Annotated in this window: 23 protein-coding genes; 15 read left to right on the top strand and 8 right to left on the bottom strand. The window is 72.2% G+C overall.

Features of this window, described 5'->3' with window-relative positions:
• The first annotated feature begins 30 nt into the window (after positions 1 to 30).
• From K377_RS27400 to K377_RS27390, 3 genes are read left to right on the top strand one after another with little or no spacing between them, the layout of a single operon-like run.
• Positions 31 to 1,965: a cellulase family glycosylhydrolase gene (locus K377_RS27400; RefSeq protein ID WP_111666205.1), complete on the top strand. Its 1,935-nt coding sequence runs from the start codon at positions 31 to 33 to the stop codon at positions 1,963 to 1,965.
• Complete coding sequence (locus K377_RS27395) at positions 1,962 to 4,235, top strand: glycoside hydrolase family 3 N-terminal domain-containing protein (RefSeq protein ID WP_111666204.1); 2,274 nt, start codon at positions 1,962 to 1,964, stop codon at positions 4,233 to 4,235. Before K377_RS27400 ends, K377_RS27395 begins: the two co-directional genes overlap by 4 nt.
• A gap of 5 nt (positions 4,236 to 4,240) precedes the next feature.
• Positions 4,241 to 4,621, top strand: a complete 381-nt coding sequence (locus tag K377_RS27390; RefSeq protein WP_111666203.1) for a YchJ family protein — start codon at positions 4,241 to 4,243, stop codon at positions 4,619 to 4,621.
• Positions 4,622 to 4,775: 154 nt separating this feature from the next.
• Here K377_RS27390 and K377_RS27385 read toward each other — a convergent pair whose 3' ends face one another.
• Positions 4,776 to 5,477 (bottom strand): FadR/GntR family transcriptional regulator, encoded by a 702-nt coding sequence (locus K377_RS27385; protein ID WP_111666202.1) that lies wholly within the window; start codon positions 5,475 to 5,477, stop codon positions 4,776 to 4,778.
• A gap of 129 nt (positions 5,478 to 5,606) precedes the next feature.
• Between K377_RS27385 and K377_RS27380 the strand changes: the two genes are divergently transcribed.
• Together K377_RS27380 and K377_RS27375 are read left to right on the top strand one after the other, a co-directional pair.
• Positions 5,607 to 6,125 carry a gluconokinase gene (locus K377_RS27380; protein WP_111666201.1) on the top strand — a complete coding sequence of 173 codons (519 nt, stop codon included), beginning with the start codon at positions 5,607 to 5,609 and terminating at the stop codon, positions 6,123 to 6,125.
• A 41-nt stretch (positions 6,126 to 6,166) separates the two neighbouring features.
• The gene (locus K377_RS27375; protein WP_111666200.1) at positions 6,167 to 7,573 is read left to right on the top strand and encodes a gluconate:H+ symporter; all 1,407 of its coding nucleotides are present in this window, start codon (positions 6,167 to 6,169) and stop codon (positions 7,571 to 7,573) included.
• A gap of 93 nt (positions 7,574 to 7,666) precedes the next feature.
• Here K377_RS27375 and K377_RS27370 read toward each other — a convergent pair whose 3' ends face one another.
• The 4 genes from K377_RS27370 to K377_RS27355 all read right to left on the bottom strand — a co-directional run bounded on the left by K377_RS27370 (position 7,667) and on the right by K377_RS27355 (position 11,712).
• Positions 7,667 to 8,275, bottom strand: a complete 609-nt coding sequence (locus K377_RS27370) for a cytochrome b/b6 domain-containing protein (protein ID WP_111666199.1) — start codon at positions 8,273 to 8,275, stop codon at positions 7,667 to 7,669.
• Positions 8,259 to 8,912, bottom strand: coding sequence for a molybdopterin-dependent oxidoreductase (locus K377_RS27365; protein WP_111666280.1), 654 nt, complete (start codon positions 8,910 to 8,912; stop codon positions 8,259 to 8,261). Before K377_RS27365 ends, K377_RS27370 begins: the two co-directional genes overlap by 17 nt.
• A 242-nt stretch (positions 8,913 to 9,154) precedes the next feature.
• Entirely contained in the window at positions 9,155 to 10,696 is a 1,542-nt protein-coding gene (locus tag K377_RS27360) for an APC family permease (RefSeq protein WP_111666198.1), read from the bottom strand.
• A 38-nt stretch (positions 10,697 to 10,734) separates the two neighbouring features.
• A complete protein-coding gene (locus K377_RS27355) occupies positions 10,735 to 11,712 on the bottom strand; it encodes a hypothetical protein (RefSeq protein WP_111666197.1) in 978 nt (325 codons plus the stop codon).
• Between the two features lie 350 nt (positions 11,713 to 12,062).
• Here K377_RS27355 and K377_RS27350 point away from each other — a divergent pair, with 350 nt between their 5' ends.
• The 7 genes from K377_RS27350 to K377_RS27320 all read left to right on the top strand — a co-directional run bounded on the left by K377_RS27350 (position 12,063) and on the right by K377_RS27320 (position 17,217).
• Complete coding sequence (locus K377_RS27350) at positions 12,063 to 12,953, top strand: DMT family transporter (RefSeq protein WP_111666196.1); 891 nt, start codon at positions 12,063 to 12,065, stop codon at positions 12,951 to 12,953.
• 9 nt (positions 12,954 to 12,962) lie between these two features.
• Positions 12,963 to 13,484 carry an NUDIX hydrolase gene (locus K377_RS27345; RefSeq protein ID WP_111666195.1) on the top strand — a complete coding sequence of 174 codons (522 nt, stop codon included), beginning with the start codon at positions 12,963 to 12,965 and terminating at the stop codon, positions 13,482 to 13,484.
• A gap of 21 nt (positions 13,485 to 13,505) precedes the next feature.
• Complete coding sequence (locus K377_RS27340) at positions 13,506 to 13,898, top strand: YidH family protein (RefSeq protein WP_111666194.1); 393 nt, start codon at positions 13,506 to 13,508, stop codon at positions 13,896 to 13,898.
• A 3-nt stretch (positions 13,899 to 13,901) separates the two neighbouring features.
• Positions 13,902 to 14,222 carry a DUF202 domain-containing protein gene (locus K377_RS27335; RefSeq protein WP_111666193.1) on the top strand — a complete coding sequence of 107 codons (321 nt, stop codon included), beginning with the start codon at positions 13,902 to 13,904 and terminating at the stop codon, positions 14,220 to 14,222.
• Positions 14,223 to 14,477: 255 nt separating this feature from the next.
• Positions 14,478 to 14,774, top strand: coding sequence for a hypothetical protein (locus K377_RS27330; protein WP_111666192.1), 297 nt, complete (start codon positions 14,478 to 14,480; stop codon positions 14,772 to 14,774).
• A gap of 191 nt (positions 14,775 to 14,965) precedes the next feature.
• Positions 14,966 to 15,994, top strand: a complete 1,029-nt coding sequence (locus K377_RS27325) for a phosphotransferase family protein (RefSeq protein WP_111666191.1) — start codon at positions 14,966 to 14,968, stop codon at positions 15,992 to 15,994.
• An 8-nt stretch (positions 15,995 to 16,002) separates the two neighbouring features.
• Positions 16,003 to 17,217 carry an acyl-CoA dehydrogenase family protein gene (locus K377_RS27320; RefSeq protein ID WP_111666190.1) on the top strand — a complete coding sequence of 405 codons (1,215 nt, stop codon included), beginning with the start codon at positions 16,003 to 16,005 and terminating at the stop codon, positions 17,215 to 17,217.
• A gap of 224 nt (positions 17,218 to 17,441) precedes the next feature.
• Here K377_RS27320 and K377_RS27315 read toward each other — a convergent pair whose 3' ends face one another.
• From K377_RS27315 to K377_RS27305, 3 genes are read right to left on the bottom strand one after another with little or no spacing between them, the layout of a single operon-like run.
• Complete coding sequence (locus tag K377_RS27315; protein WP_111666189.1) at positions 17,442 to 18,038, bottom strand: TetR/AcrR family transcriptional regulator; 597 nt, start codon at positions 18,036 to 18,038, stop codon at positions 17,442 to 17,444.
• A 23-nt stretch (positions 18,039 to 18,061) separates the two neighbouring features.
• Entirely contained in the window at positions 18,062 to 19,747 is a 1,686-nt protein-coding gene (locus tag K377_RS27310; protein WP_111666188.1) for a class I adenylate-forming enzyme family protein, read from the bottom strand.
• Entirely contained in the window at positions 19,744 to 20,508 is a 765-nt protein-coding gene (locus K377_RS27305; protein WP_111666187.1) for an SDR family oxidoreductase, read from the bottom strand. Before K377_RS27305 ends, K377_RS27310 begins: the two co-directional genes overlap by 4 nt.
• A 207-nt stretch (positions 20,509 to 20,715) precedes the next feature.
• On the opposite strand from K377_RS27305, the gene K377_RS27300 reads away from it, so the two are divergent.
• The 3 genes from K377_RS27300 to K377_RS27290 all read left to right on the top strand — a co-directional run bounded on the left by K377_RS27300 (position 20,716) and on the right by K377_RS27290 (position 24,771).
• The gene (locus K377_RS27300) at positions 20,716 to 21,966 is read left to right on the top strand and encodes an exo-beta-N-acetylmuramidase NamZ domain-containing protein (protein ID WP_111666186.1); all 1,251 of its coding nucleotides are present in this window, start codon (positions 20,716 to 20,718) and stop codon (positions 21,964 to 21,966) included.
• 118 nt (positions 21,967 to 22,084) lie between these two features.
• Positions 22,085 to 23,407 carry an MFS transporter gene (locus K377_RS27295; protein ID WP_237551721.1) on the top strand — a complete coding sequence of 441 codons (1,323 nt, stop codon included), beginning with the start codon at positions 22,085 to 22,087 and terminating at the stop codon, positions 23,405 to 23,407.
• A 92-nt stretch (positions 23,408 to 23,499) separates the two neighbouring features.
• Positions 23,500 to 24,771, top strand: a complete 1,272-nt coding sequence (locus tag K377_RS27290) for a serine-threonine protein kinase (protein ID WP_111666185.1) — start codon at positions 23,500 to 23,502, stop codon at positions 24,769 to 24,771.
• Positions 24,772 to 24,807 lie beyond the last annotated feature (36 nt).

Here is a 24,807-nt window from a genome sequence, read left to right as displayed (position 1 = left end):
CACAGCACTACTACGGAGTTACGTACCACCATGCGACGCCACAGCGCCCACCTGACCCACGACGCCGCCGTTCTGCCCTGGCTCGGCGCCAACTTCTGGTCCCGCACCGGCGGGCCCCTGATGTGGCGCGACTACGACCCGAAGGTGGTGCGCGAGGAGCTGGCGGGCCTGCGTGAGCACGGCCTGAACATGACCCGCTCGTTCTTCTACTGGCCGGACTTCCACCCCGAACCGCTCCGGATCGACGAGGAGTTGTGCGACAAGTTCCGTGACTTCCTCGACGCGCACCAGGAGTTGGGGATGGGCACGGTGCCGACGTTCATCGTCGGGCACATGTCGGGCGAGAACTGGGACCCGGCGTGGCGCGGCGGCCGCGATCTGTACGAGGACGTGTGGATGGTGGGCCGCCAGGCGTGGTTCGCCTCCCAGATGACGCGACGCTTCAAGGACCACGCGGCCGTGACCGGCTGGCTGATCACGAACGAGATGCCGGGCTACGGCCGGATCTACCAGGTCGACCCGCCGAACAGCGATGTCGTCACCGCGTGGGCGCAGGCGATGTGCAACGCGGTGCGCGCGGCGGGCGCCACCCAGCCCGTCTCGCTCGGCGACGGCGCCTGGGGCATCGAGGTCACGGGCCGCGACAACGGTTTCTCGCTGCGCGAGACCGCCGAGTACGTGGACTTCGTCGGCCCGCACGTCTACCGCTCGGACACCGACCGGGCCCGCCAGCACTACCGGGCGGCCTTCGAGTGCGAGCTGGCGTCGGTGACGGGCCAGCCGGTGGTCCTGGAGGAGTTCGGCCTCTCCACGGACACGGTGTCGGCGGAGAACGCGGGCGTGTACTACCGGCAGACCCTGCACAACTCGCTGCTCGGCGGTGCGACGGGCTGGATCGCGTGGAACAACACCGACTACGACGACCTGTGGGACCGGTCCCCCTACGACCACCACCCGTTCGAGATGCACTTCGGCATCACGGACAGCACGGGCGCGCCGAAGGCCCCGCTGCGTGAACTGGCCGCTTTCGCCGGGGTTTTGAAGGACGTCGACTTCGCGCGCTGCCGTCGCGCGGACACGGACGCGGCGTTCGTCGTGCCCGCCTTCCTGGAGCGCGGCTACCCCTACAGCCGCCCCGCCGACCGTCCGCTCATCTTCAGCTCGCTGCACCAGGGGTACGTGGCCGCGCGCGCCGCCGACCTGCCGGCCGCGCTGACCCGGGAGGCGGACGGCATCACGGACGACGTGCGGCTGTATCTGCTGCCCGCCACCCGGCAGTTGACGACGCGGACGACGCGTGCGCTGCGCCGGCGGGCCGAGGAGGGCGCCACGGTGTACCTGTCGTTCTGCTCGGGCGAGCACCCGGGCACGCGCGGGCCGTGGTTCGACGACCTGGACGGCCTCTTCGGGGTCGAGCTGCAACTCTCGTACGGCGTGGCGGAGCCGATCGAGGACGACACCCTGGAGCTGACGTTCCGGGAGGACTTCGGCGGCATCACGGCGGGCCAGACGCTGCGCTTCCCGGTCGCGGGCAACGAGGACAGCCGCGCCTACCTGCCGGTGGTCCCGACGGACGCGCGGGTCGTCGCGGTGGACGGGCACGGCCGCCCGGCGCTGCTCGTCCGCGAGACCGGGCGCGGCCGGACCGTGCTGGCCACGTACCCGCTGGAGCACATGGCGGCGCGCACGGCGCGCGTGAACCCGGAGCAGACGCACCGGCTGTACGCGGCGCTGGCCGAGGTCGCCGGGGTGGCGCGGCCGGTGACGGTCGACTCTCCGTTCGTCGGCGCGGACGTGATCGAGCACGAGGACGGGCGCCGGTTCGTGTGGCTGGTCAGCCAGGACGACGCGCAGCTGACGGTGTCCCCCGAGGCGGCGGGCACCCTGCACGACCTGGCGACGGGTGAGCCGGTCACCGAGGTGACGCTCGGGGCCTTCGGTGTGCGCGTCCTGGAACTGCGATGAGCGAGCCGGTCTACCGGGACCCGGCCGCGCCGGTCGCGGACCGGGTACGGGACCTGCTCGGCCGGATGACGCTCGCCGAGAAGGTCGGGCAGGTCAACCAGCGGCTGTACGGCTGGGACGCGTACGAGCGGGACGGCGCCGAGGAGTTCGGGCTGACGGAGACGTTCCGTACGGAGGTCGCCGCCTACGACGGGATGGGCGCCCTGTACGGGTTGCAGCGCGCCGATCCGTGGTCGGGCGTGACCTTCGCGGACGGGATCACCGCGGCGGACGCGGCCGCGGTGACCGACGCGGTGCAGCGGCATGTCGTCGAGGGGACCCGGCTCGGCATCCCGGTCCTGATGGTCGAGGAGGTGCCGCACGGGCATCAGTCGCTCGACGGCACGGTCCTGCCGGTGAATCTGGCGGTCGGTGCCTCCTGGGACCCGGACCTGTACGAGGAGGCGGCCGCCGCCGCTGCCGCCGAACTCCGCTCGCGTGGCGGGCATGTGGCGCTGGTCTCGGCGCTCGACCTGGTGCGCGACCCGCGCTGGGGGCGGGCCGAGGAGTGCTTCGGCGAGGACCCGTATCTGGCCGCCCGGTTCACCGAGGCGCTGGTGCGGGGCATGCGGTCGCAGGGCGTCGGCGTCGTGCTGAAGCACTTCGCCGGGCAGGGCGCGACGGTCGGGGGCCGCAACAGCGCGGCGACCGAGCTGGGCGTGCGCGAACTGCACGAGATCCATCTGGCGGCGGCCCGCGCCGGTGTGCGGGCCGGGGCGGCCGGGGTGATGGCCGCGTACAACGAGTTCGACGGACTGCCGTGCGCGGCGAACCCGTACCTCCTGACCGAACTGCTGCGGGAGCGCTGGGAGTTCGACGGGATCGTGATGGCGGACGGCTGCGCCCTGGACCGGCTTGCACGCCTTGCCGGGGACCCGGTGGCGGCGGGCGCGATGGCGCTCGCGGCCGGGACCGATCTGAGCCTGTGGGACGGCGCGTTCCCCCGGCTCGGGGAGGCGGTCGAGCGCGGGCTGGTGTCCGAGGCGACGCTGGACGCGGCGGTGGCCCGGGTGCTCGGCCTCAAGTTCCGGCTCGGCCTCTTCGAGAACCCGTACGTGGGTGAGCGCGAACCCGGCTCGGACACAAGGGAGTTGAGCGAGCGGCTGGCGCGCGCCTCGGTGACCCTCCTCGGGACCGACGACCGGACGCTGCCGCTCGGCCCCGGGGTGCGGCGGATCGCCGTCATCGGGCCGAACGCCGACTCCGTACCGCAGCAGATCGGCGACTACACGGCGCCGCAGCGGCCCGGCACGGGTGTCACGGTCCTCGACGGGATCCGGGCCGCCGCCGGCCCGGAGCGCGAGGTGACGTACGCGCGCGGCTGCGAGCTGGTCGGCGGCGATCCGTCCGGGCAGGCCGACGCGGTGGCCGTGGCGGCGGGCGCGGACGTGGCGGTGCTCGTGCTCGGCGGGTCGAGCGCCCGGGAGGCCGACACCCGTTTCGAGGCGAACGGCGCGGCCGTCGTCACATCGGGCAACCCGGCCGGGATGACCTGCGGCGAGGGCGTGGACCTCGCGGATCTCTCCCTGCCCGCGGGCCAGTCGGCGCTGTTCGACGCCGTGGCGGCGACCGGGGTGCCGGTCGTTGTGGTCCTGGTCCAGGGCCGCCCGCACGCGCTGCCGGAACGGTTCGACCGCGCGGCGGGCGTGCTGTGCGCGTGGTACCCGGGGCCGTGGGGCGGGCGCGCCGTCGCCGATGTGCTGTTCGGGGCCGTGGCGCCCTCGGGGCGGCTGCCGGTGTCGGTGCCCCGGTCGGCGGCGCAGCTTCCCGTCTTCTACAACGGCAAGGACCACGGCTACTGGGGCTATGTCGACCAGCCCGCGACGGCCCGGCACGCGTTCGGGCACGGCCTGTCGTACGGCACCGTCGACTACGGCGCCCCGCGTCTGAGCCGGTCCACCGTGTCCGCCGCCGATCCCGCGCTGACCTGCACGGTCGCGGTGGAGCACACGGCCGGGGCCGCCGTGCGGGAGACGGTGCAGCTGTATGTGCGCCGGGTTTCGGGGGGCTCGTCGTGGCCGCGCGTGCGGGAGCTGCGCGGGTTCGTTCAGGTGGATCTCGCGCCGGGTGAGCGGCGCGAGGCCGTCTTCGAGGTGAGCGCCGAGACGCTCGCCTCGGTGGGGCGGGACCTGGAACTCGTGGTGGAGCCGGGCGACTTGGTTCTGGAGACCGGGCCGGCCTCCGACCGGACCCGGGGTGCCGGGCTGACCGTGGTCCGGGGCCTATCCTGAACCCCATGTCACGCACCGCCCCCACCTGCCCCTGCGGGCTCCCGCAGTCCTACGAGAACTGCTGCGGCCGGTACCACTCCGGCCGGGCCGGGGCTCCTACCGCCGAGGCCCTGATGCGGTCGCGCTACGCGGCTTTCGTTCGGCAGGACGGGCCGTATCTGCTGCGCACCTGGCACCCGGACACGCGGCCGTCTGTGATCGACTTCGACGATGCGCCGCGGTGGACCGGGCTGGAGATTCTGGAGGCCGGGGACGGTTCGGCGTTCCATCAGCGCGGGACTGTGACGTTCCGGGCCCGTTATCAGGGCGGGGTGCTGCAGGAGCGGAGTCGGTTCGTGCGGGTGGACGGTGCCTGGGTCTATGTCGACGGGGACTTCATCGAGTAGGCAGGCCGGAGAGGGGTTGCCGGTCGGCTGACGGCCGGTGGGGCTTCTCGCGCAGTTCCCCGCGCCCCTGAGGCATGCGCTCCGCGCAGCCTCCTCTTGAGGCTGCGGCTCCGCCGCGCCTCTCTGAGCCACGGCGAGAGCCGCAGCCGGACGGTCAGGGGGCCAGGATGTCCAGTTCCTGCAAGGCGCCCTCGGCGATCTCCCGGGTGAGGGACTCGGCCCGGAGGGCGTCGCCCTCGCGTACCGCCTCCGCGACCCGTACATGGAGCGTGACCGCCGCCGGGTCCGGGTCCTCGAACATGACCTGGTGATGGGTGCGGCCGGAGAGGACCTCGGCGACGAGGTCGCCGAGGTGCGCGAACATCTCGTTGCCGGAGGCGTTCAGCACCGTGCGGTGGAACTCGATGTCGTGGATCAAGTACTTCTCCAGCTGCTGGCCACGTGAGGTTGCCACCATGCCGAGCGCGCACTCGGTGAGCCGCGCGCACTGCTCGGCCGTGGCCTGCCGGGCGGCGAGCCCCGCAGCCACCGGCTCCACCGCCGACCGCAGCACGGTGAGCGAGCGCAGCTGGCGGGGCCGGTCGGTGCCGGCGAGGCGCCAGCGGATGACGCGGGGATCGTAGACGTTCCACTCCGGCGCGGGCAGCACCGTCACGCCCACCCGGCGGCGCGAGGTCACGAGGTTCATCGACTCCAGGACCCGGACCGCCTCACGCATCACCGAACGCGACACCTCGAACCGCTGCGCCAGCTCGTCCGTGCGCAACACGCTTCCCGCGGGGTACTCCCCCGCCGTGATGGCGGGACCGAGGCTGTCGAGTACACGGGCGTGCAGCCCCCGGTCCTGAGTGGTCATGGGAAAAGACTAGCCCGACCCTCAAAGGTCTGACTTATAGATCACACCCTCTTGAATTTGTCGTACCTATTGAGTTGAGTGTTGGACAACAGCGATGTCGATGAAGACAGACAGCGAGGCAGCACAGCGATGAGCACCCCCCATGTCGTCGTGGTCATGGGCGTGGCAGGCACCGGCAAGACGACGATCGGTCCCCTGCTCGCCGAACGGCTCGGCGTTCCCTACGCCGAGGGCGACGACTTCCACCCCGAGGCCAACATCGCCAAGATGTCGGCCGGAACCCCGCTGACCGACGAGGACCGCTGGCCCTGGCTGGACGCCATCGGCGAGTGGGCGCACGGTCGGGCGGGGCTCGGCGGAGTGGCCTCCAGCTCCGCGCTCAAGCGCTCCTACCGCGACCGGCTGCGGGCCGCCGCCCCCGGCGTCGTCTTCGTCCACCTCACCGGTGACCGCGCGCTCATCGAGGACCGGATGTCGCACCGGCAGGGGCACTTCATGCCGACCGCGCTGCTCGACTCGCAGTTCGCCACGCTCCAGCCCCTCGGGCCGGACGAGGCCGGCGTCGAGGTCGATGTCGCGGGCTCCCCGGAGGAGATCGCCGACCGGGCCGTACGGGCCCTGGACGGGCTCGACTCCGCCTCCCGTTAATTTCCCGCCCTCCCCCCCCATCCACGTACAAGGGATCAGACGTGACCAGTCTCAGCGTCGAGATGCTGGCAGCGGACACCGTCGAGCCGATCACCTCCGCTGGCCATGCCCAGCTCGGGATCGCCGTGCTCGCCGGCATCGCCGTCATCGTCCTGCTCATCACGAAGTTCAAGGTCCACGCCTTTCTGGCGCTGACCATCGGCTCGCTCGCGCTCGGCGCGTTCGCCGGGGCCCCGCTCGACAAGGTGATCACCAGCTTCAGCGCCGGGCTCGGCTCCACCGTGGCCGGTGTCGGCGTGCTGATCGCGCTCGGCGCGATCCTCGGCAAGCTCCTCGCCGACTCCGGCGGCGCCGACCAGATCGTCGACACGATCCTGGCCAGGGCCGGTAAGTCCGGCGGCAAGGCCATGCCGTGGGCGATGGTCCTGATCGCGGCCGTGATCGGCCTGCCGCTCTTCTTCGAGGTCGGCATCGTGCTGCTGATCCCGGTCGTGCTGATGGTCGCCAAGCGCGGCAACTACTCGCTGATGCGCATCGGCATCCCGGCCCTCGCCGGTCTGTCGGTCATGCACGGTCTGATCCCGCCGCACCCCGGCCCGCTCGTCGCCATCGACGCGGTCCACGCCAACCTGGGCATCACGCTCGCGCTCGGCATCCTCGTCGCGATCCCGACGGTGATCGTCGCCGGGCCGGTCTTCTCGAAGTACGCCGCCAAGTGGGTCGACGTCCCCGCGCCCGAGAAGATGATCCCCGCGCGTGCGTCGGAGCAGCTGGAGAAGCGGCCGAGCTTCGGCGCCTCCGTCCTCACCATCCTGCTGCCGGTCGTGATGATGCTGGCCAAGGCCCTCGTCGACATCATCGTGGACAAGCCGGACGCCACCGTTCAGCGCGTCTTCGACGTGATCGGCAACCCGCTCACCGCGCTGCTCGTCGCCGTCGTCGTGGGCATGTTCACCCTGGGCCGGGCCGCCGGATTCACCAAGGGCAAGCTCCAGGAGACCACCGAGAAGTCCCTCGCCCCGATCGCCGGTGTGCTGCTCATCGTCGGCGCGGGCGGCGGCTTCAAGCAGACCCTGATCGACTCCGGTGTCGGCCAGATGGTCCTGGACATCTCCAAGGACTGGTCGATCCCGACCCTGCTGCTCGCCTGGCTGATCGCCGTCGTCATCCGCCTCGCCACCGGCTCGGCCACCGTCGCGACGGTCTCCGCCGCCGGTCTCGTCGCGCCCCTCGCGGCCGGCATGACCGACACCCACACGGCGCTGCTCGTCCTCGCGATCGGCGCGGGTTCGCTCTTCTTCAGCCATGTCAACGACGCCGGGTTCTGGCTCGTCAAGGAGTACTTCGGGCTCAGCGTCGGCCAGACCGTGAAGACCTGGTCGGTCATGGAGACGATCATCTCCGTGGTCGCGGGCGGTCTGGTGCTGCTGTTGTCGCTGGTTCTGTAGCGACGGGTGTTTCCGTTCCGGGAGGGCGGTCCGTTCCGTGTACGCGGGTACGGGCCGCCCTCTCGTGTACGCGGATACCGCCTTCCGCGACCGTCAGGGCAGCCACTCGCCGTGTTCCCGCTCCGCCCATTCCCGGCGTACGAAGCCGGTGCGCATCCCCGCACGGGACTCCGGGTCGCCGACGGCCATCCCGATGTGCCCGGCGATGACGATGCCGAGCGCGAGGGCGAGCCAGTCGTGCACGAAGGTGCTGCCGGTGCGCCAGGCCAGCGGTGCGAGATGGGTGAACCACATCAGCAGGCCGGTGCCGAGCATCACCAGGACGGCGCCGGCCAGCCAGGACGCCCACAGTTTCTGGCCCGCGTTGAACTTCCCCGCCGGGCGCGGTGCCGGCCTGCGCCGCAGCGCCGACCGCAGCCACACCTTGTCGTGGCCGCCGAACCGGTTGAGGCGGTGCAGGTCCGACCGGAAGGCGCGGGAGGCGAGGCCCAGCAGGAACGGGGCGGGCAGCAGCAGCCCCGACCATTCGTGGACGGTGACGACCAGTGCGCGGCGTCCGACGAGTTCGGCGAGCTGCGGCAGGTACAGGCAGGCCGCGCCGGCCACGCACAGACCCATCAGGGCGGCCGTCGCGCGGTGCACCCAGCGCTCGGCCGGGGTGAACCGGCGTACGCGGTCGGCTGGTTCAGCTGGTGGGTGCATCGCCGCGTCCGTTCGACCTGCCGACCCAGGCGTCGACGTCGTAGCCACGGTCCTCCCAGTAGCCGGGGCGCACCTCGTCGGTCACCGTGATGCCGGAGAGCCACTTCGCCGACTTGTAGAAGTACATCGGCGCCACGTAGAGGCGGACCGGGCCGCCGTGGGTGTGTCCCAGGTCCTTGTCCTGCATGCGCAGCGCCACCAGGACGTCGTCGCGGCGGGCCTGCTGGAGCGTGAGGCTTTCCCTGTACGCGCCGTCGAAGCAGGTCAGCCGGATGGCCTTCGCGGTCGGGCGGACGCCTGCGGCGGCCAGGATCGTCGACAGGCGCACGCCCTCGAAGGGGGTGTGCGGTACGCGCCAGCCCGTGACGCACTGGACGTCGCGGACCAGGCGGGTCTGGGGCAGGGCCCTCAGCTCGGGGAGCGTGTAGGCGGTGGGGTGGTCGACGAGGCCGTCGACGGTGAGGCGGTAGTTCTGCTCGTTCTTGTGCGGGACGGAGGCGGTCACCGAGTAGTAGCGGAAGCCGCCGCCGGCCGGGAGCAGGCCCGTGACGCCGGTGGGGTCCTTGGAGGTGACGCTCTCCACGGCGCGCTGGAGGGCCGGGGCGGCGGCCACGCCGAGGGCGCCGGCGCCGAGCATCCCGATGATGAGGCGCCGGCCCACCGGGGTGCCGGGGTCTTTGTTCGTGCCTGGGTCGTCGTGCGGGTCCACGTCGTGATTCGAGCATGCGCGGGGCGGGCGGGGCCAGGGTTCGGGCCCGCCCGTCAGCGTTCTGTCATTTGTTGTGCCCGGGGGGGTGCGGGGGTTTCGTGGTTGAGTGCGGGTCCGGTGGGGGCTGGTCGCGCAGTTCCCCGCGCCCCTGACGGGGCTTGGTGCCCGGCCTACTGCTGGGTGCTCTTCTTCTCCAGTTGGAAGGCCTCGTTGCCCAGGCCGATTCGGGCGTGGGCCTGGGGGTTTCGGCGGCGGAGGAGGAGGCTGTGGGTCGCGCCCGCCAGGGCCGCCAGGAGGATCAGGCCGGGGAGGAGCCAGTTCAGGGTCGAGTCGGGGCCGGAGCCGACCAGGACGTCGAAGTCCTTGACCGTGTAGCCCGCGATGACCAGCAGCGCGACGCCGGAGACCGCGGAGGCGGCCAGGCGCCAGGCCTGGGCGGCCGCGGCCCCGCGCCGGACGAAGAAGACGATGACCGCGACCGACGCGACGGCCATCAGCAGGATGACGCCGAGGGCGCCCACGTTGCCGCCCCAGGTGAACAGGCGCAGCACGGGCGCCGTCGGGTCGCCCGCGGTGCCGGAGTCGGTGACGGCGAAGGCGAGGACGACGAGCGCCGCGATCACCGTCTGGAGCACCGAACCGGCGCCGGGCGCGCCGCTCGCGCTGTGGGTGCGGCCGAACACGGCCGGCAGCAGCCCCTCACGGCCCATGGCGAACGCGTACCGGGCGACGACGTTGTGGAAGCTGAGCATCGCCGCGAACATGCCGGTGATGAACAGGACGTGCACGATGTCCGTGAAGGTGGCGCCGAGCCGGTCCTCGGTGAGGCCGAAGAGCAGGCCCGCCGACTGCTTCTGTGCCTCACCGACGATCGCCGAGGGGCCGGTGGCGACGGTGAGCGCCCAGGAGCTGATCGCGAAGAACACGGCGACGCCGCCCACCGCGAGGTACATCACGCGCGGGACGAGGATGTGCGGGCGGCTGGTCTCCTCCGCGTAGACCGGCGCCTGCTCGAAGCCCGCGAACGCGGCGATGCAGAAGCACAGGGCGGTGCCGACCCCCACGCCGGAGAGCGTGTCCGGGTTGAAGGCGTGCAGGGAGACGCCCTCCTTGCCGGGGTCGCCGAGCGCCGCGATGTCGAAGACCACGACGAGGGCGACCTCGATGAGGAGCAGCACGCCGAGCACCCGCGCGTTGATGTCGATCTTCAGCAGCCCGCACACGGCGACCACGGCGACGGCCACGAGCGCCGGGATCCACCAGGCGAGCGTGACGTCCAGGTGTTCCTGGGCGAGGGCGGACACCTCGAAGCCGAAGATCCCGAAGATGCCGACCTGGAAGGAGCTGTACGCGAGGAGGGCGACCAGCGCCGCCGCGGATCCGGCGGTCGGGCCGAGGCCGCGGGTGATGTACGCGTAGAACGCGCCGGCGTTGTGCACGTGCCGGCTCATCTCCGCGTAGCCGACGCTGAACAGCGCGAGGACGACACCGAGGACGAGGAAGAGCAGCGGCTGCCCGACCGCGCCGACCACGGCGAACGTGGTCGGCATGACACCGGCCACCACCATGAGCGGCGCCGTCGCGGCGAGCACGGAGAGCAGCAGGCCCGCCGTGCCGAGCCGGCCGGCCCGCAGCGCGCTCTCCTCTCCCAGATACGTCGCTATGCCGGGCTCCGGCGCGGTGTCGGTGGTTCTCGAACTGCCCGTGGTCATCGCGGGTCCGTCCCCTTCGGTCCGATGGATGCTGGTCGCTAGACCGCGCCGAGCGCGGCGTCGCGCGCGGCGCGGAACGCCGCGTACGGTTCCTGGTCGCCGTACGACCACGGGGCTTCCGTGACGTGCGGTCCGATGCGGTGGAACAGGGCGGCCGCCTCGACCGGCCGGCCCTCGCAGTACTTGGCGTGGGCGAGGAAGTTCAGGTCGATGCGTCCGCGCGGGTGCACGACGCCGGCCCGGTCGTGCGGGTCACCCCACTCCAGCCACCAGTCGAAGGCGGCCTTCATGACGAGGCGGGCGCGCCGCCCGGCCCAGTGCCCGGAGCGTTTCGGGTCGCCGGGCACCGTGCCCGCTCCGGCGAGCACCCGGAAGCGCTCGGCGTGCGCGACGACCGGGACCACGGCGAGCGGCGAACCCGGCGGGGCCTGCTCGGCGGCCCAGGCGGCGAAGTCGTACACCTCGTGGAGCGGGTCCTGACCGGCCTCGGGGCGCCGTTCGGCGAGCCGGGCGACCATCAGGTGGTGGGCGTGGTGGTGCACGGGGTGCCGGTGGCGCACCTCGTCGAAGAGCCGTACGACGTCCTCCTCGCGGCCGACCGCCCGCTCCAGGTAGAGCAGGCCGAGCCAGGGGGTGGGGTCGTCGGGCACCAGTGCCGCCGCGTCCAGGCAGGCGTCGCGGGCCCGGTCGGCGCGGACCTTCCCGGCGACGGCGCGGTGCACGGTGGCCAGGGCGAGCAGTACGGGGGCGTCCGTGGACTCGGGTTCGACGAGCTGCCAGTCACCGGCCCACGCGCTCGTGGTGGACTCCCGGGCGAGCACCATGATCCGGTGGCCGCGGCGGTCCCAGTCGTCTCCGGTGGCGGCGAGCAGGGCGCGGGCCTCGGTCCAGCGGCCCTGGGCGAGGGCCGTGCGGGCGGCCACGAGGTCGCGGTCGTCGAGTGCGGGGTCGCCGAAGCCCGCGGGGTGCCCGGGCTTCCTGCGGGAGCGCCCGAGGGGAGGCGGGGGTGGGGGCACCGCGACGGTTCCTCTACGGCTCTGCGGATCTCGGCGGATCTCTTCGGCTCCGCGCGACGCTGCGCGGCCAGGTCAATGATCACGGACAGCAAAGCGGTAGCGGGCACTCCACGTCAAGGGAGATCGGGTGACGGAGTTCACCAACTGACCGATGGCATATGCGAGTTGCTGTTATTGCTTCTTCAACATACCTCGTCAGAAGCGGAGTTGAGATGGTGACACGAGTACAGGATCGCGGCGCACGGTCGCGGGCGGGCGCGCGCTCGTGGGGCGCGGGACGCCGCGGAGCGCTATGGTCGGGCCATACCCACCCCTGCTCGTCCAGCCCGTAGTCCGTAGAGGTGCGCAGCGTGTCGGTCCTCGTCCTCGTCCTCGCCGTGAGCGCGGCGTTCTGCCTGGGCATCGGTTTCGTCCTCCAGCAGAACGCGGCCTCGCACGCCCCGCTGGGCGACTTCCTCTCCCCGCGCCTGCTCCTCGACCTCGTGCGGGTGCCGCGCTGGCTCGGCGGCATAGGGCTGATGGTGTGCGGCATGGTGCTCGGCGCGATCGCGCTCGGCCAGGGCGAGCTGACCCTGGTGGAGCCGCTGCTCGCGACCAATCTGCTGTTCGCGCTGATGCTGTCGCGCCGGCAGACCAGACAGCCGCTCGGCCGGCAGGGCTGGGCGGGTCTGGTGCTGCTCGCGGGCGGGGTCACCGCGTTCATCGTGGCCGGGCAGCCGCGCGGCGGCAGCGCGGTGACGGATCCGCTGCGCCACTGGCTGATCATCGGCGTGATGATCGGCACGGCCCTGCTGCTCGCCGCGCTCGCCAAGCGTTCGCGGCTGAGCCCGGGCCCGGCGCTGCTCGCGGTGGCCGCCGGGCTGCTGTACGGGGTCCAGGACGCGCTGACCCGGGTGTGCGGGCAGCGGTTCTCGGCCGGGGGTCTCACGGCGGTGCTCACGAGCTGGCAGCCCTACGCGGTGATCGCGCTCGGGGTGACGGGGCTCGTCCTCGTGCAGAGCGCGTTCGAGACGGCGCCGCTGCGGATGTCGCTGCCCGCGCTGACCGCCGCGCAGCCGCTGGCCGGGATCGTGTGCGGGGTGGGGTTCCTCGGAGACCGGCTGCGCACCAACACCGGGGCGCTCGCCTGGGAGGCGGCCGGTCTTGCCGGGATCGTGGCGGGCGTGGTGCTGCTGGGGCTGCATCCGGCCATGCCGGGGGCCGTGCCGACCGCCAGGGAGCGTGTCGGTGCCCCGCAGTAGCCTGCGCACATGACTCCTCCCGCGACCCCGGCCGAAGAGATCCTCGACATCGTCGACGAACAGGACCGCGTGATCGGGCAGGCGCCGCGCGGCGAGGCGTATGCGCGGGGGCTGCGGCACCGGTGCGCGTTCATCCTGGCGCGGAATCCGGCGGGCGAGGTGTTCGTGCACCGGCGCACCATCACGAAGCTGACCTTCCCCGGGATGTACGACATGTTCGTCGGGGGCGTCGTCGGCGCGGGCGAGAGCTACGACGAGGCCGCGCTGCGCGAGGCCGAGGAGGAGCTGGGGGTCAGCGGGCTGCCGCAGCCGACCCCGCTGTTCCGGTTCCTGTACGAGGACGACGGCGCGCGGGGCTCCTGGTGGTCGGCCGTGTACGAGGTCACCTTCGACCTTCCGGTGCGGCCGCAGGCCGAGGAGATCGACTGGCACGCCTTCCTGAGCGTCGACGAGCTGGAGCGGCGGCTCGGCGACTGGACGTGGACGCCGGACAGCCTGGCCGCCTTCGACCGGTGGAGGGCGACCCGGTGACCCGGAGGTAATGTCCCTCCAGTGATCGATTTCGTGCGCAACATCCGGCTCTGGTTCGCGCCGGAGCGGATCAGGGACGAGGGCGATACGCCCGACTACCGCTTCTCGCTCGCCAACGAGCGGACCTTTCTCGCCTGGGTGCGGACGGCGCTCGCGCTGATCGGTGGCGGGTTCGCGGTGGACCAGTTCCTGCCCGATCTGCGGTGGGGGTGGCGGGTCGGGCTCGCGCTCGCCCTGCTGGCCTCCGGGGTGCTGTGCTCGCTGCGGGCCGTGAGCCACTGGGTGCGGTGCGAGCGGGCGATGCGGCGGGGCGACGATCTGCCGGCGTCCCGGTTCCCCGCCGTGCTCAGCGTCGTCGTGGCGCTGGTCGCCGTGGCCATGGTCGTGGTGGTGCTCGTGGGCTGGGAGGGGTGACGCGTGGCGGACGGTGCCGGGCGTGATCCCGGGTTGCAGCCCGCCCGGACTCGGCTTGCCTGGCGGCGCACCACGCTGTCGTGCACCGTCGCCGCCGTGCTCGCCGTCAAGACCGTGCTGCACGGTGCCGTCGGGGTGCTCGAAGGTCTGGCCGCCGCGCTGATTCTCCTGGTCTGGCTGGGCTTCCTGGCCGTGGCCCATCGCCGGATCACCGGCCTGGCGCTGAACGAGGCGGCGCCGCCGGTGATGTCGGTGCGGGGTGCTGTGACAGCGACCTTGTGCACGGTGGCTCTGGCCGTTTTCGCGGTGGCCCTGGTGGTGTGACCCCGGGGTGCCTTGTTCGTTCGGCTGCGGGCCGGTGGGGGCTGGTCGCGCAGTTCCCCGCGCCCCTGAAGGCTGCGCTTCGCGCGCCTTCCCCTTGAAGCTGCGGCTCCGCCACGCCTCTGTCGTTGATGAGATGGCGCACGGAGTGCGCATCTCAGGGGCGCGGGGAACTGCGCGGCCGGCCACGACGAGAGTTGCACTCGGAGAACCGCGCGGGAAAGCCGCGTTTCCGGCAATTCGGACTAGCCTGCCTGCATGACCACCCTCCATCAGGAGCACCCCGTCCACGCCCACACCCACGGCCCCGCCTGCGGCCACCAGGCGGTACCGCACGGCGACCACGTCGACTACGCGCACGACGGGCACCTGCACGCCGAGCACGACGGGCACTGGGACGAGTGCGAGCCGCGCGGACACGTCGCGCACCAGGGGCACGAGCACCGGCACGGCAAGGACTGCGGGCACGAGGCCGTACCGCACGGGGACCACGTCGACTACGTCCACGACGGGCACCGGCACGCGGAGCACGACGGGCACTGGGACGACCACTGATCCACCCCTGACACCCCGGACGGAATCCGGCGAAAGGGCCCGGCAATCACTGCCGGGCCCTTTCGCGCGCCCGGAGGGACAGGGCACCGTGGGCCACGGTTGGAACGATCACGTTTCCGCCAGCCACTGGACGACATACCGACTGGTCGGCATGATGAGTGGCACCCGTCCCGGATTCTCGGAGGACCACGATGAGTCACCCCCCAGGTCTCGACCTCGACCAGCTGCGCGCCCACCTCGATCGCGAGCGGCCCGGCCTGGTCGGCGGGCCGCTGTCCGGGCGGCTCATCGAGGGCGGGCGGTCCAATCTCACGTACGAGGTGAGCGACGGGACGTCGAGGTGGGTGGTGCGCAGGCCGCCGCTCGGCCACGTCCTGGCCACGGCGCACGACATGAAGCGCGAGCACCGGGTCATCGCCGCGCTGCACGACACCCCGGTGCCGGTGCCCGAGGCGCTGCTGCTGTGCGAGGACGACAGCGTGGTCGGGGCGCCGTTCTACGTCATGGAGTTCGTCGAGGGAACGCCCTACCGGACCGCCGAGCAGCTCGCCCCGCTCGGCGCGGAGCGCACCCGCGCCGCGGTGCTCAGGCTCGTCGACACCCTGGTCGATCTGCACGCCGTGGACCCGGCCCGGGCGGGACTCGGCGACTTCGGGCGGCCCGACGGCTTCCTCGACCGTCAGCTGCGGCGCTGGGGCAAGCAGCTGGACGCCTCCCGCAACCGGGATCTGGCCGGCATCGACGAACTCCACGCCGCGCTCGGGCGCTCGCTGCCCGACTCCCCCGCCGCGACGATCGTGCACGGCGACTACCGCCTCGACAACGTCCTGGTCCGCCAGGACGCCGATGGCGTCGACCGGATCAAGGCCGTCCTCGACTGGGAGATGTCGACGCTCGGCGACCCGCTGACCGACCTGGGCCTGCTGGCGATGTACAGCGCCCGGCTCGAACTGCCCGACTCCCCCATCTCCACGACCGCCTCGGCCGCCGGGCACCCGGCCCCGGCCGAGCTGATCGAGCGGTACGCCGCGCGCTCGGGGCGCGACGTGTCCGCGGTCTCCTGGTACACGGCGTTCGCCTGGTTCAAGCTCGCCGTGATCCTCGAGGGCATCCACTACCGCTACACGCTCGGTCAGACGGTCGGCGCCGGGTTCGACCGGATCGGCGAGCTGGTCCCGGTCTTCATCGAGCACGGCACCGACACCCTCCAGAAAGGCTGACGCGCATCATGGACTTCGCATTCGACGCCCGTACCGAGGAGCTGCGCGGCAAGCTCCTCACCTTCATGGACGAGCACGTCCACCCGGCCGAGGCGGTCGCCGCCGAGCAGCGCGCCGCGCTGGGCTCGCCGTGGGAGACCCCGGCCGTGGTCGAGGAACTGAAGGCGGAAGCGCGTCGGCAGGGCCTGTGGAACCTCTTCCTCCCCGACGCCGAGCACGGCGCGGGGCTCACCAACCTCCAGTACGCGCCGCTGGCCGAGATCACCGGCCGCAGCCCGCAGTTGGCGCCGACCGCGCTGAACTGCGCGGCGCCCGACACCGGGAACATGGAGGTGCTCGCCCAGTTCGGTGACGACGCGCAGAAGAAGCAGTGGCTGGAGCCGCTGCTCGCCGGGGAGATCCGCTCCGCGTTCGCCATGACCGAGCCGGAGGTCGCCTCGTCCGACGCCACGAACATCACGACCCGGATCGAGCGCGACGGCGACGACTACGTCATCACGGGCCGGAAGTTCTACATCTCGGGCGCCATGAACCCGAACTGCAAGATCTTCATCGTCATGGGCAAGACCGACCCCGACGGCGCCGACATCCGCCGCCAGCAGTCCATGGTGCTGGTGCCGCGCGACACCCCCGGGGTCGAGGTGCGGCGGGCCATGACCGTCTTCGGCTACGAGGACCACTGGCACGGCGGCCACGCCGAGGTGATCTTCGACGGGGCCCGGGTGCCGGCGGGCAACCTCATCGGCGAGGAGGGCGGCGGCTTCGGTATCGCGCAGGCGCGGCTCGGTCCGGGCCGCATCCACCACTGCATGCGGCTGATCGGCATGGCCGAGCGGGCCATCGATCTGATGTGCCAGCGCGCCGTGGCCCGCACCGCGTTCGGCAAGCCGCTGGCCCAGCAGGGTGTCGTGCAGGAGTGGATCGCCGACGCGCGGGTGGCCGTGGAGCAGTTGCGGCTGCTGGTGCTGAAGACGGCCTGGCTGATGGACACCGTGGGCAATCGCGGTGCGCACACCGAGATCCAGTCCATCAAGATCGCGACGCCGCGGACCGTGGTGGACATCATCGACAAGGCCGTGCAGTTGTACGGCGCCGGCGGGGTGTCGCAGGACTATCCGTTGGCGGAGCTGTGGGCCGGAGCGCGGACGCTCCGCTTGGCCGACGGGCCCGACGAGGTGCACCAGCGGTCGCTGGCGCGGCGGGAGTTGAAGCGGTTCGTCTAGGTCTCGTTGCCGGGTGCGGGTGGACTGTGGCTGGTCGCGCAGTTCCCCGCGCCCCTTGGTAGTTCTTCGTCCGCGGGCCGGTGGGGGCTGGTCGCGCCGTTCCCCGCGCCCCTGAAGGCTGCGCTTCGCGCGCCTTCCCCTGAGCGAGCGGAGCTCGTTTCAGGGGCGCGGGGAACTGTGCGAGAAGCCCCCACCGGCCGTCAGCCGAACGGGAACCTGCGGGGCTACGGCCTGAGGGCTCGTAGGAGGAGTTCTGCCAGTTGGTCGGCGAGTTGTTGTGGGGTGAGGGGGCCGTCGGGGCGGTACCACGTGGACAGGTGGTGGATGGAGCCGAAGTGGTAGTCCACCACCAGGTCCGCCGACATCTCAGGCGCGAAGACCCCGGTCCGCTGCCCCTCCTCGATCAGCGCCCGGAACCGCTCGTGGTAGCGGCGCCGCTCGGCCCGTACCTGCTTGTTCTTCTCGGGGCTGAGGTGGTGCATCGAGCGGAAGAAGATGGCCGCGTCGTCGAGGTTCTCGATGGTGGTGACGACGACGTCGGCCGCCGCCTCGCGCAGCCGCTGCTCGACCGGCTCGTCCCGGTCGGCGAAGGCGTCGAGCCGGTCCTGCTGGAGGCGGAGCAGACGCGCGTACACCTCGTGCAGCAGATCGTCCTTGGACCCGAAGTAGTGGTAGAGGGCGCCCTTGGTGACGCCCGCGGCCTCCACGATCTCCTGGACGGAGGTGCGGTCGTAGCCCTGCTCGGCGAAGAGCCGGGTGGCGGCCGCGAGGAGGCGCTGCGGAACGGGTGTGCCGTCGCCGCCCGTCGTCGTCCTGGGCACTGCCGCCACCTGCCTTTCGCTGTCTACTGTGCGTGGTGTGCGGGAGCGCGCAGCTCCCGTCGGAGGATCTTCCCACTTGCCGTCTTGGGCAGCTCGCGCAGGACCTCCACCTCGCGGGGATATTTGTACGCCGCGAGCCGCTCCTTGCAGTAGGCGGCCAGCTCCTCGGGGGTCGCTTCCGCGCCGGGGCGCAGGCTGACGTACGCCTTGACGCTCTCGCCGCGGTAGGCGTCGGGGATGCCGACGACGGCCGCCTCTCGCACTCCGGGGTGGGTGTAGAGGACGTCCTCGACCTCGCGCGGCCACACCTTGAAGCCGGACGCGTTGATCATGTCCTTCTTGCGGTCGACGACGTACAGCCAGCCGTTCGCGTCCATGAAGCCGATGTCGCCGGTGCGCAACTCCCCATCGGGGAAGCCCTCTTCGGTGGCCTCGGGGCGGCGCCAGTAGCCCGGCACGACCTGCGGGCCGCGGACCGCGATCTCGCCCTGCTCGCCGAACGGCACCTCGTTGCCGAGGTCGTCGACGATCCGGACGACCGAGTCGGGGCCGGGTACGCCGACCGCGAGGGTGCCGGAGACCGGGTCGACCGGTGCCTCGGTGCCGGGCGGCACGGACGCGCAGGGCGCGGTGCACTCGGTGAGGCCGTAGCCGTTGTGGATGTACGGCCCGAAGGCGGCGCGGAACTTCTCCACGAGGGCGGGCGGCACCGGGGCGCCGCCCGACGAGATCGAGGAGAACGACGCGAAGTGCTCGCGGGTGGCCTGCGGCTGGGCGCCGAGCGCCATGAAGGCGGTGGACGGGCCGACCGTGTAGGCGGGCCGGTGCTCGGCGAACGCGTCGAGGACCACGCCCGGCTCGAACCGGTAGGCGAGGGCGAGGGTGCCCGCGTTGGCGAAGGAGGCGACCAGCTCGCACACCATGCCGGTGATGTGGAAGAGCGGCGCGAGCGCGAAGTACGTGGCGCCTTCGGGCAGGCCGAGGCCGGTGCGCTGGCGCTCCGCGTTGTACGTGATGTTGCGGTGCAGGTTGGTGGCGCCCTTCGGGGTGCCGCTGGTGCCGGAGGTGTAGCTGATCAGCGCGATGTCGTCGCCGGACAGCTCCCGGTACGCGGGCGCCCGGTGGCCGGCGCGGGCGACGGTGAGGAGGTCGTCGGCGTCCGTGGCGGCCGGGGTGACCCGCTCGAAGTTGAGGACCCGCTGGTCGCCCCGCGTCTGGAGGTCGAGTTCGCAGGCGGTCAGCACGATCCGTACGGGAGAGTCTGCGGCGGTCTCGCGCAGGTACGCCTCCCAGGCGCGGTCCGTGCAGACGAGGCCGGTGACCTCGGCGTCGTGCAGGACGTGACCGACCTCGCCCGACTTGTACATCGGGTTGACCGGGACCACGACGGCACCGGCCTTGAACACGCCGAGCAGCGCGAGCACGAAGTGCGGCGAGTTCTGGAGCATGACGGCGACGCGGTCGCCCCTGGCCAGGCCGCGCTCGGCGAGGTGCCCGGCGACCGAGTCGGACAGGGCGTCCACCTCGGCGTAGGTCAGACGGCCGTCGAAGTAGGCGAGGGCGGTGGTGTCGGGGGCGCGGCGGACCGCGTCGGCGAAGGCGTGCGCGACGGAGGCGGCCGGGGTGACGGGGGCCTTCTGCGCGTCGTTGAGGACGCCGAGCCACGGCTGGGCCGCGTAGATCGAGCCTTCTACGGTGGTGTCGCTCACTGGGTGGCCTCCCACTTCTGCTGGATGTGGTTCATGTTCGTGAGCCAGCGGTCGGGGACGGCGGCGCGGGCCTTGTAGTACTCGGCGACCTCCGGGTGCGGCAGGATCAGGAAGCGGTCCTCCGCCATGCCCGCGAACAGCGCGTCGGCGACGTCCGACGGCTCGATCGCGGTCGGAGCGAGGACCAGGTCCCCGGCGGAGCCGGAGGCGGTGAGCATGTCGGTGCGCACACCCTGCGGGCAGATCGCGTGCACCTTGAGGCCGCGGTGGCGGTACGTGAGCGAGAGCCATTCGGCGAAGGCGTACGCACCGTGCTTGGTGACGCTGTACGGGGCCGCCCCGACCATGCTGAGCAGCCCGGCCGCGGAGACCGTCGAGACGAAGCGGCCGGTGCCGCGCTCCAGCCAGTCGGGCAGCAGCGCGTGGGCGGCGCGGACGTGTGCCATGACGTTGACGTCCCAGGCCGCGGCCCACACCTCCTCGGGCGCGGCCTCGGTGCCGCCGGAGGCCAGGCCCGCGTTGGCGCAGTAGACGTCGACGGTGCCGCCGAGGGCGTCGCGGGCCTGCTCGACGACGGTGGAGGCGTCTCCGGGCACGGCCGTCGCGCCGATCTCCTCCGCGACGGCCCCGGCCCTGGCCGCGTCCAGGTCGTTGACGACGACCCGCGCGCCCGCTGCCGCGAACCGGCGGGCGAGCGCGGCGCCGATGCCGCCGCCCGCGCCCGTGACGACGACTGACTGGCCTTGCAGACTCTCCACCATCGGTCTCCTTCGACGCGACTCGGGCACGACGTGCGCACGACGTGATCGGCTCGTTGCCCCAGCAGACTAACCAGTCGGTATGGAGCGGTGGAAGGGGTTCGGACCTGGCGATCCGCCGAGGTTCGTCGCCCGGGTTCGTTCCCCGGGGGCCGTCCACGGGCTAGCGTGCATGGCCATGCCAGTTCCGATGATCACGGAGGTTCCTGCATGAACATGTCGAGACGGGTGCTGCTCGCTGCCGGCGCGGGAGCGGCGGGCGCCGTCGGAGTCGGCGGGACGGCGCAGGCCGACGGCCGCGGCCACGGGGGCCGCCCGCTGCGCACCGGCTTCGAGCGGCTGGAGGCGGACGGCTACCTGCTCCTCGACGGCGAGAAGGTCGGTGTCGTCACCAATCCGACCGGCGTCACCCGCGACGTCCGGCACATCGTGGACGTGATGCACGGCGACGAACGCGTCGACCTGAAGGCGGTGTTCGGCCCGGAGCACGGCTTCCGCGGCACCGCGCAGGCGGGCGGTTCGGAGGGCCGCTACGACGACCCGGCGACCGGACTCCCGGTCTACGACACGTACTTGAAGAGCGGTCAGACGCTCGCGGACATCTTCACGGCGTCCGGTGTCGACTCGATCGTCTTCGACATCCAGGACGTGGGCGCCCGCTTCTACACGTACATCTGGACGCTGTACGACTGCATGGAGGCGGCGCAGCTCGCGGGCAAGCGGTTCGTGGTCCTCGACCGGCCGAACCCGATGACCGGGCGGAACGCCTACGGGCCGGTGCTGCACAAGGAGTTCGCGACGTTCGTCGGGCGCCGCGAGATCTCCCAGGCGCACGGCATGACCGTCACCGAGCTGGCCCGGCTGTTCAACGGCGAGTACCTGACGGACCCCGTCGAGCTGGCCACGGTCCCGATGACCGGCTGGCGGCGCGGCGACTTCTACGACGCCTCGGGCCTGCCGTGGGTGCCGCCCAGCCCCAACATGCCGACGCCCGACACCGCCCTGGTGTACGCGGGCACCTGCCTCTTCGAGGGCACGAACCTCTCCGAGGGCCGCGGCACGACCCGCCCCTTCGAACTGCTCGGCGCCGAGGGCATCGACCGGACGTGGGCCGCCGCGGCGAACGAACTCGCCCTGCCCGGCGTGCACTTCAGGGAGGCGTACTTCGCCCCGACGTTCTCCAAGTTCCAGGGCAAGACGATCGGCGGGGTGCAGCTGCACGTGGACGACCGGGAGTCGTTCGACCCGGTGCGCACGGGCATCGCGCTCCTCGTCACCGCGAAGCAGGTCTGGAAGGACTTCGCCTGGCGCTCGGACAACTGGATCGACAAGCTCACCGGGTCCACGCAGGTCCGCACGATGATCGACGCCGGCGCCTCCGCCGAGGAGGTCGTGCGGGCCTGGCAGCGGGAGCTGGCGGCGTTCCGGGCCGTGCGCGCCCGCTATCTGACCTACAAGTAGACAAGCCCCGCCAGGGGTGCGGGGAACCGCGCCCCTGGCGCAGCACATCTCACCCTGCGAGACAGCGCGTCCCACCCATTGACTGCACCGTACAGCTGACGCGACAGTGCACGGCGTGCTGAAAGACGACTCCACCAGGGAAGACACCGACCAGGCGCCCCCGGCGCAGGCCGCGCAACCGGAGAGCCTGCGCCGCGTCGCCGTAGCCAGTTTCATCGGTACGGCCATCGAGTTCTACGACTTCTACGTCTACGGAACGGCCGCCGCGCTCGTCCTCAACGACGCGTTCTTCCCGAACCTCTCCGACCTGAACGGCACCCTCGCCTCCTTCTCGACGTACGCCGTCGCGTTCGCCGCCCGCCCGCTCGGCTCGCTGGTCTTCGGCCACTTCGGCGACCGCGTCGGCCGCAAGTCGGTGCTCGTCGCGTCGCTGCTCCTGATGGGCCTGTCGACGGCATGCGTGGGGCTGCTGCCCGGCTACTCCACGCTCGGGGTGTGGGCGCCGGTCCTGCTCGTCCTGCTGCGCTTCCTCCAGGGCGTCGGGCTCGGCGGCGAGTGGGGCGGGGCGGCGCTGCTCGCGGTGGAGCACGCGCCGCGCGGCAAACGCGGCCTGTTCGCCGCGTTCCCCCAACTCGGCCCGTCCGTGGGCTTCTTCGCGGCGACCGGCATCTTCTGGCTGCTGTCGGAGACCCTGTCCGACGACGCGTTCACCTCGTGGGGCTGGCGGGTGCCGTTCCTGCTCTCCTTCCTGCTCGTCGCGGTCGGCCTGTTCGTCCGCCTTAAGATCAGCGAGACGCCGGTCTTCCAGCAGGTGATGGACCAGCAGGAGGCCAGCAGGGCACCGGCGTTCGAGGTGTTCAAGCGGCATCCGAAGGAGATCCTGCTCGGCGCGGGCGGCATGGTCATCGCGTACGGGCTCTTCTACACGGCCACGACGTACTGCCTCGCGTACGGCACCAAGACGCTCGGCGTCCCGCGCGGCACGATGCTCACCACCCAGCTCGTGGCCTGTCTGTTCCTGGCCGCCGGCACCTGGCTGGCGGCGACCCGTTCGGACGCGGGCGGCCGGCGCAGGATGGTGCTGATCGGCTCCGGGATCGCGATCGCGTGGGGTCTGGCCCTGTTCCCGCTGATGGACACCGAGCAGCCGGTGCTGATCGCGCTCGCGCTCGGCGGCGCGCTGTTCTGCATGGGCGTGGTGTACGGCCCGATGGGCGCCTACCTCCCGGAGCTGTTCGGGGTCCGGGTGCGCTACTCCGGCGCCTCCTTCGCGTACAACCTGGGCGGGGTGCTCGGCGGCGCGGTGGCCCCGCTGGTGGCGACGCGGCTGCAGGGCTCCTTCGGCTCGGCGTCGGTGGGCTGGTACGTGAGCGCGATGGCGGTCGTCTCGCTGCTGTGCGTGCTGGCCCTGCCGGAGACCCGCGAGCGCGAACTCACTTAACCGCACTTGACTTTGACGGGCTGTATGGCCAACCCCCGGCACCGGCGGGACGATGCGGCACACCGCACGGACCACTGCCACGGGGGTTGGCCATGGCTGCACCGGAAGTACACGTACGGCCTTACTGGGAGCTGACGTTCGACGCCGCCGGGGACCCGGACGCCGGGCAGCGGGACGCGCTGCTGCGCGGGGTGCGCGAGCACGGGGTGCGGGACCTGGTCCTCCTCGCGCACGGCTGGAACAACGACCACGGCACGGCGACCCGCCTCTACGACCGTTTCTTCGCGCCGTTCCCGTCCCTCGCGTCCGGCGCGCACCTCGGCTTCGCGGGTGTGCTGTGGCCGTCGATGCGGTTCACGGACGAGCGGATCCCGGACTTCGCCCCCGCGACGGCCGCCGCGGGCCCCGTCGTCCCCCGGGTGGCCCTGGACCGGGAGACGCGGCAGGCGCTCGGCGCGGTCTTCCCGGGGCGCGGCCCCGTCATCGACCGGCTGGCCGGGCTCCTCGACACGCAGCCGCCGGACGCGTTCGACGAGTTCGGCGGTCTGGTACGGCAGTTGACGGGGGTGCGGACGGACGGGATCGCCGCCGACACGGTGCCGGAGCTGTCGGCGCACAGCGCGCTCGCCATGTTCCAGCGGGACACCCGGGACATCTGCCGGGAGTTCGCCGACGCGCTGACGGAGACGGCCGGGGACGTCGCCACCTTCACCCTGCCGGGCGGTCTCGCCAAGGTGTGGCACGGCGCTCATGAACTCCTGCGCCAGGCGACGTACTTCGCCATGAAGCGGCGGGCGGGAACGGTCGGGCAGAAGGGGCTCGGTCCCGCGCTCGGGCGGCTCGCCGCCGAGGCGCCCGGGGTGCGCGTGCACCTGGTCGGGCACAGCTTCGGCGCGCGGCTCGTGTCGTTCGCTCTGGCCGGGCTGCCCGCGCAGGCGCACAACGTGAAGTCGGTGACGCTGCTCCAGGGTGCCTTCTCGCACTACGCGTTCGCGCGGCGCGGCTCCCTGGCCGGGCGGCAGGCCCGTGTCGACGGTCCGCTGGTGGGCTGTTACTCCCGTTTCGACACGGCGCTGGGCGTGCTCTACCCGATGGCGTCCCGGCTCGCGGGCGACGACCGCGGCGCCGTGGATCTCGGGCTGCGCTGGGGCGCCCTGGGGCACGACGGGATCCTGGAGGTGAACGGGTCGGTGCGCCGCTCACTGGCCGAGGTGCTGGCAGGCGGGGTGCCGGCCTCGGGATGCGTGAGCGTGGACGCCTCGCAGGTGGTCCGGAACGGCCCTCCCCCGTCGGGCGCCCACAGCGACATCTGTCATGAGGAGCTGGCCCGTGTGGTCATGGGAGCGGGCCGGATAGCGATGTGAGGGGCGCGGGGCCGTGTCGACGCACGGCCCCGCGCC

The sequence above is a fragment of the Streptomyces sp. PsTaAH-137 genome (genome assembly GCF_003259365.1).
Taxonomy (GTDB): domain Bacteria; phylum Actinomycetota; class Actinomycetes; order Streptomycetales; family Streptomycetaceae; genus Streptomyces.
The sequence above is the reverse complement of the archived record's forward strand: the minus strand, read 5'-3'. Positions and strand labels throughout refer to the sequence as shown.

Excerpts from the sequence above, each read along its gene's own strand:
- K377_RS27300 (WP_111666186.1), top strand. The coding sequence starts at position 20,716 with ATGAACATGTCGAGACGGGTGCTGCTCGCTGCCGGCGCGGGAGCGGCG.
- K377_RS27385 (WP_111666202.1), bottom strand. The coding sequence starts at position 5,477 with ATGACCACTCAGGACCGGGGGCTGCACGCCCGTGTACTCGACAGCCTC.
- K377_RS27330 (WP_111666192.1), top strand. The coding sequence starts at position 14,478 with ATGACCACCCTCCATCAGGAGCACCCCGTCCACGCCCACACCCACGGC.
- K377_RS27390 (WP_111666203.1), top strand. The coding sequence starts at position 4,241 with ATGTCACGCACCGCCCCCACCTGCCCCTGCGGGCTCCCGCAGTCCTAC.
- K377_RS27365 (WP_111666280.1), bottom strand. The coding sequence starts at position 8,912 with ATGCTCGGCGCCGGCGCCCTCGGCGTGGCCGCCGCCCCGGCCCTCCAG.
- K377_RS27320 (WP_111666190.1), top strand. The coding sequence starts at position 16,003 with ATGGACTTCGCATTCGACGCCCGTACCGAGGAGCTGCGCGGCAAGCTC.
- K377_RS27290 (WP_111666185.1), top strand. The coding sequence starts at position 23,500 with ATGGCTGCACCGGAAGTACACGTACGGCCTTACTGGGAGCTGACGTTC.
- K377_RS27400 (WP_111666205.1), top strand. The coding sequence starts at position 31 with ATGCGACGCCACAGCGCCCACCTGACCCACGACGCCGCCGTTCTGCCC.
- K377_RS27395 (WP_111666204.1), top strand. The coding sequence starts at position 1,962 with ATGAGCGAGCCGGTCTACCGGGACCCGGCCGCGCCGGTCGCGGACCGG.
- K377_RS27370 (WP_111666199.1), bottom strand. The coding sequence starts at position 8,275 with ATGCACCCACCAGCTGAACCAGCCGACCGCGTACGCCGGTTCACCCCG.
- K377_RS27345 (WP_111666195.1), top strand. The coding sequence starts at position 12,963 with ATGACTCCTCCCGCGACCCCGGCCGAAGAGATCCTCGACATCGTCGAC.
- K377_RS27325 (WP_111666191.1), top strand. The coding sequence starts at position 14,966 with ATGAGTCACCCCCCAGGTCTCGACCTCGACCAGCTGCGCGCCCACCTC.
- K377_RS27380 (WP_111666201.1), top strand. The coding sequence starts at position 5,607 with ATGAGCACCCCCCATGTCGTCGTGGTCATGGGCGTGGCAGGCACCGGC.
- K377_RS27305 (WP_111666187.1), bottom strand. The coding sequence starts at position 20,508 with ATGGTGGAGAGTCTGCAAGGCCAGTCAGTCGTCGTCACGGGCGCGGGC.
- K377_RS27360 (WP_111666198.1), bottom strand. The coding sequence starts at position 10,696 with ATGACCACGGGCAGTTCGAGAACCACCGACACCGCGCCGGAGCCCGGC.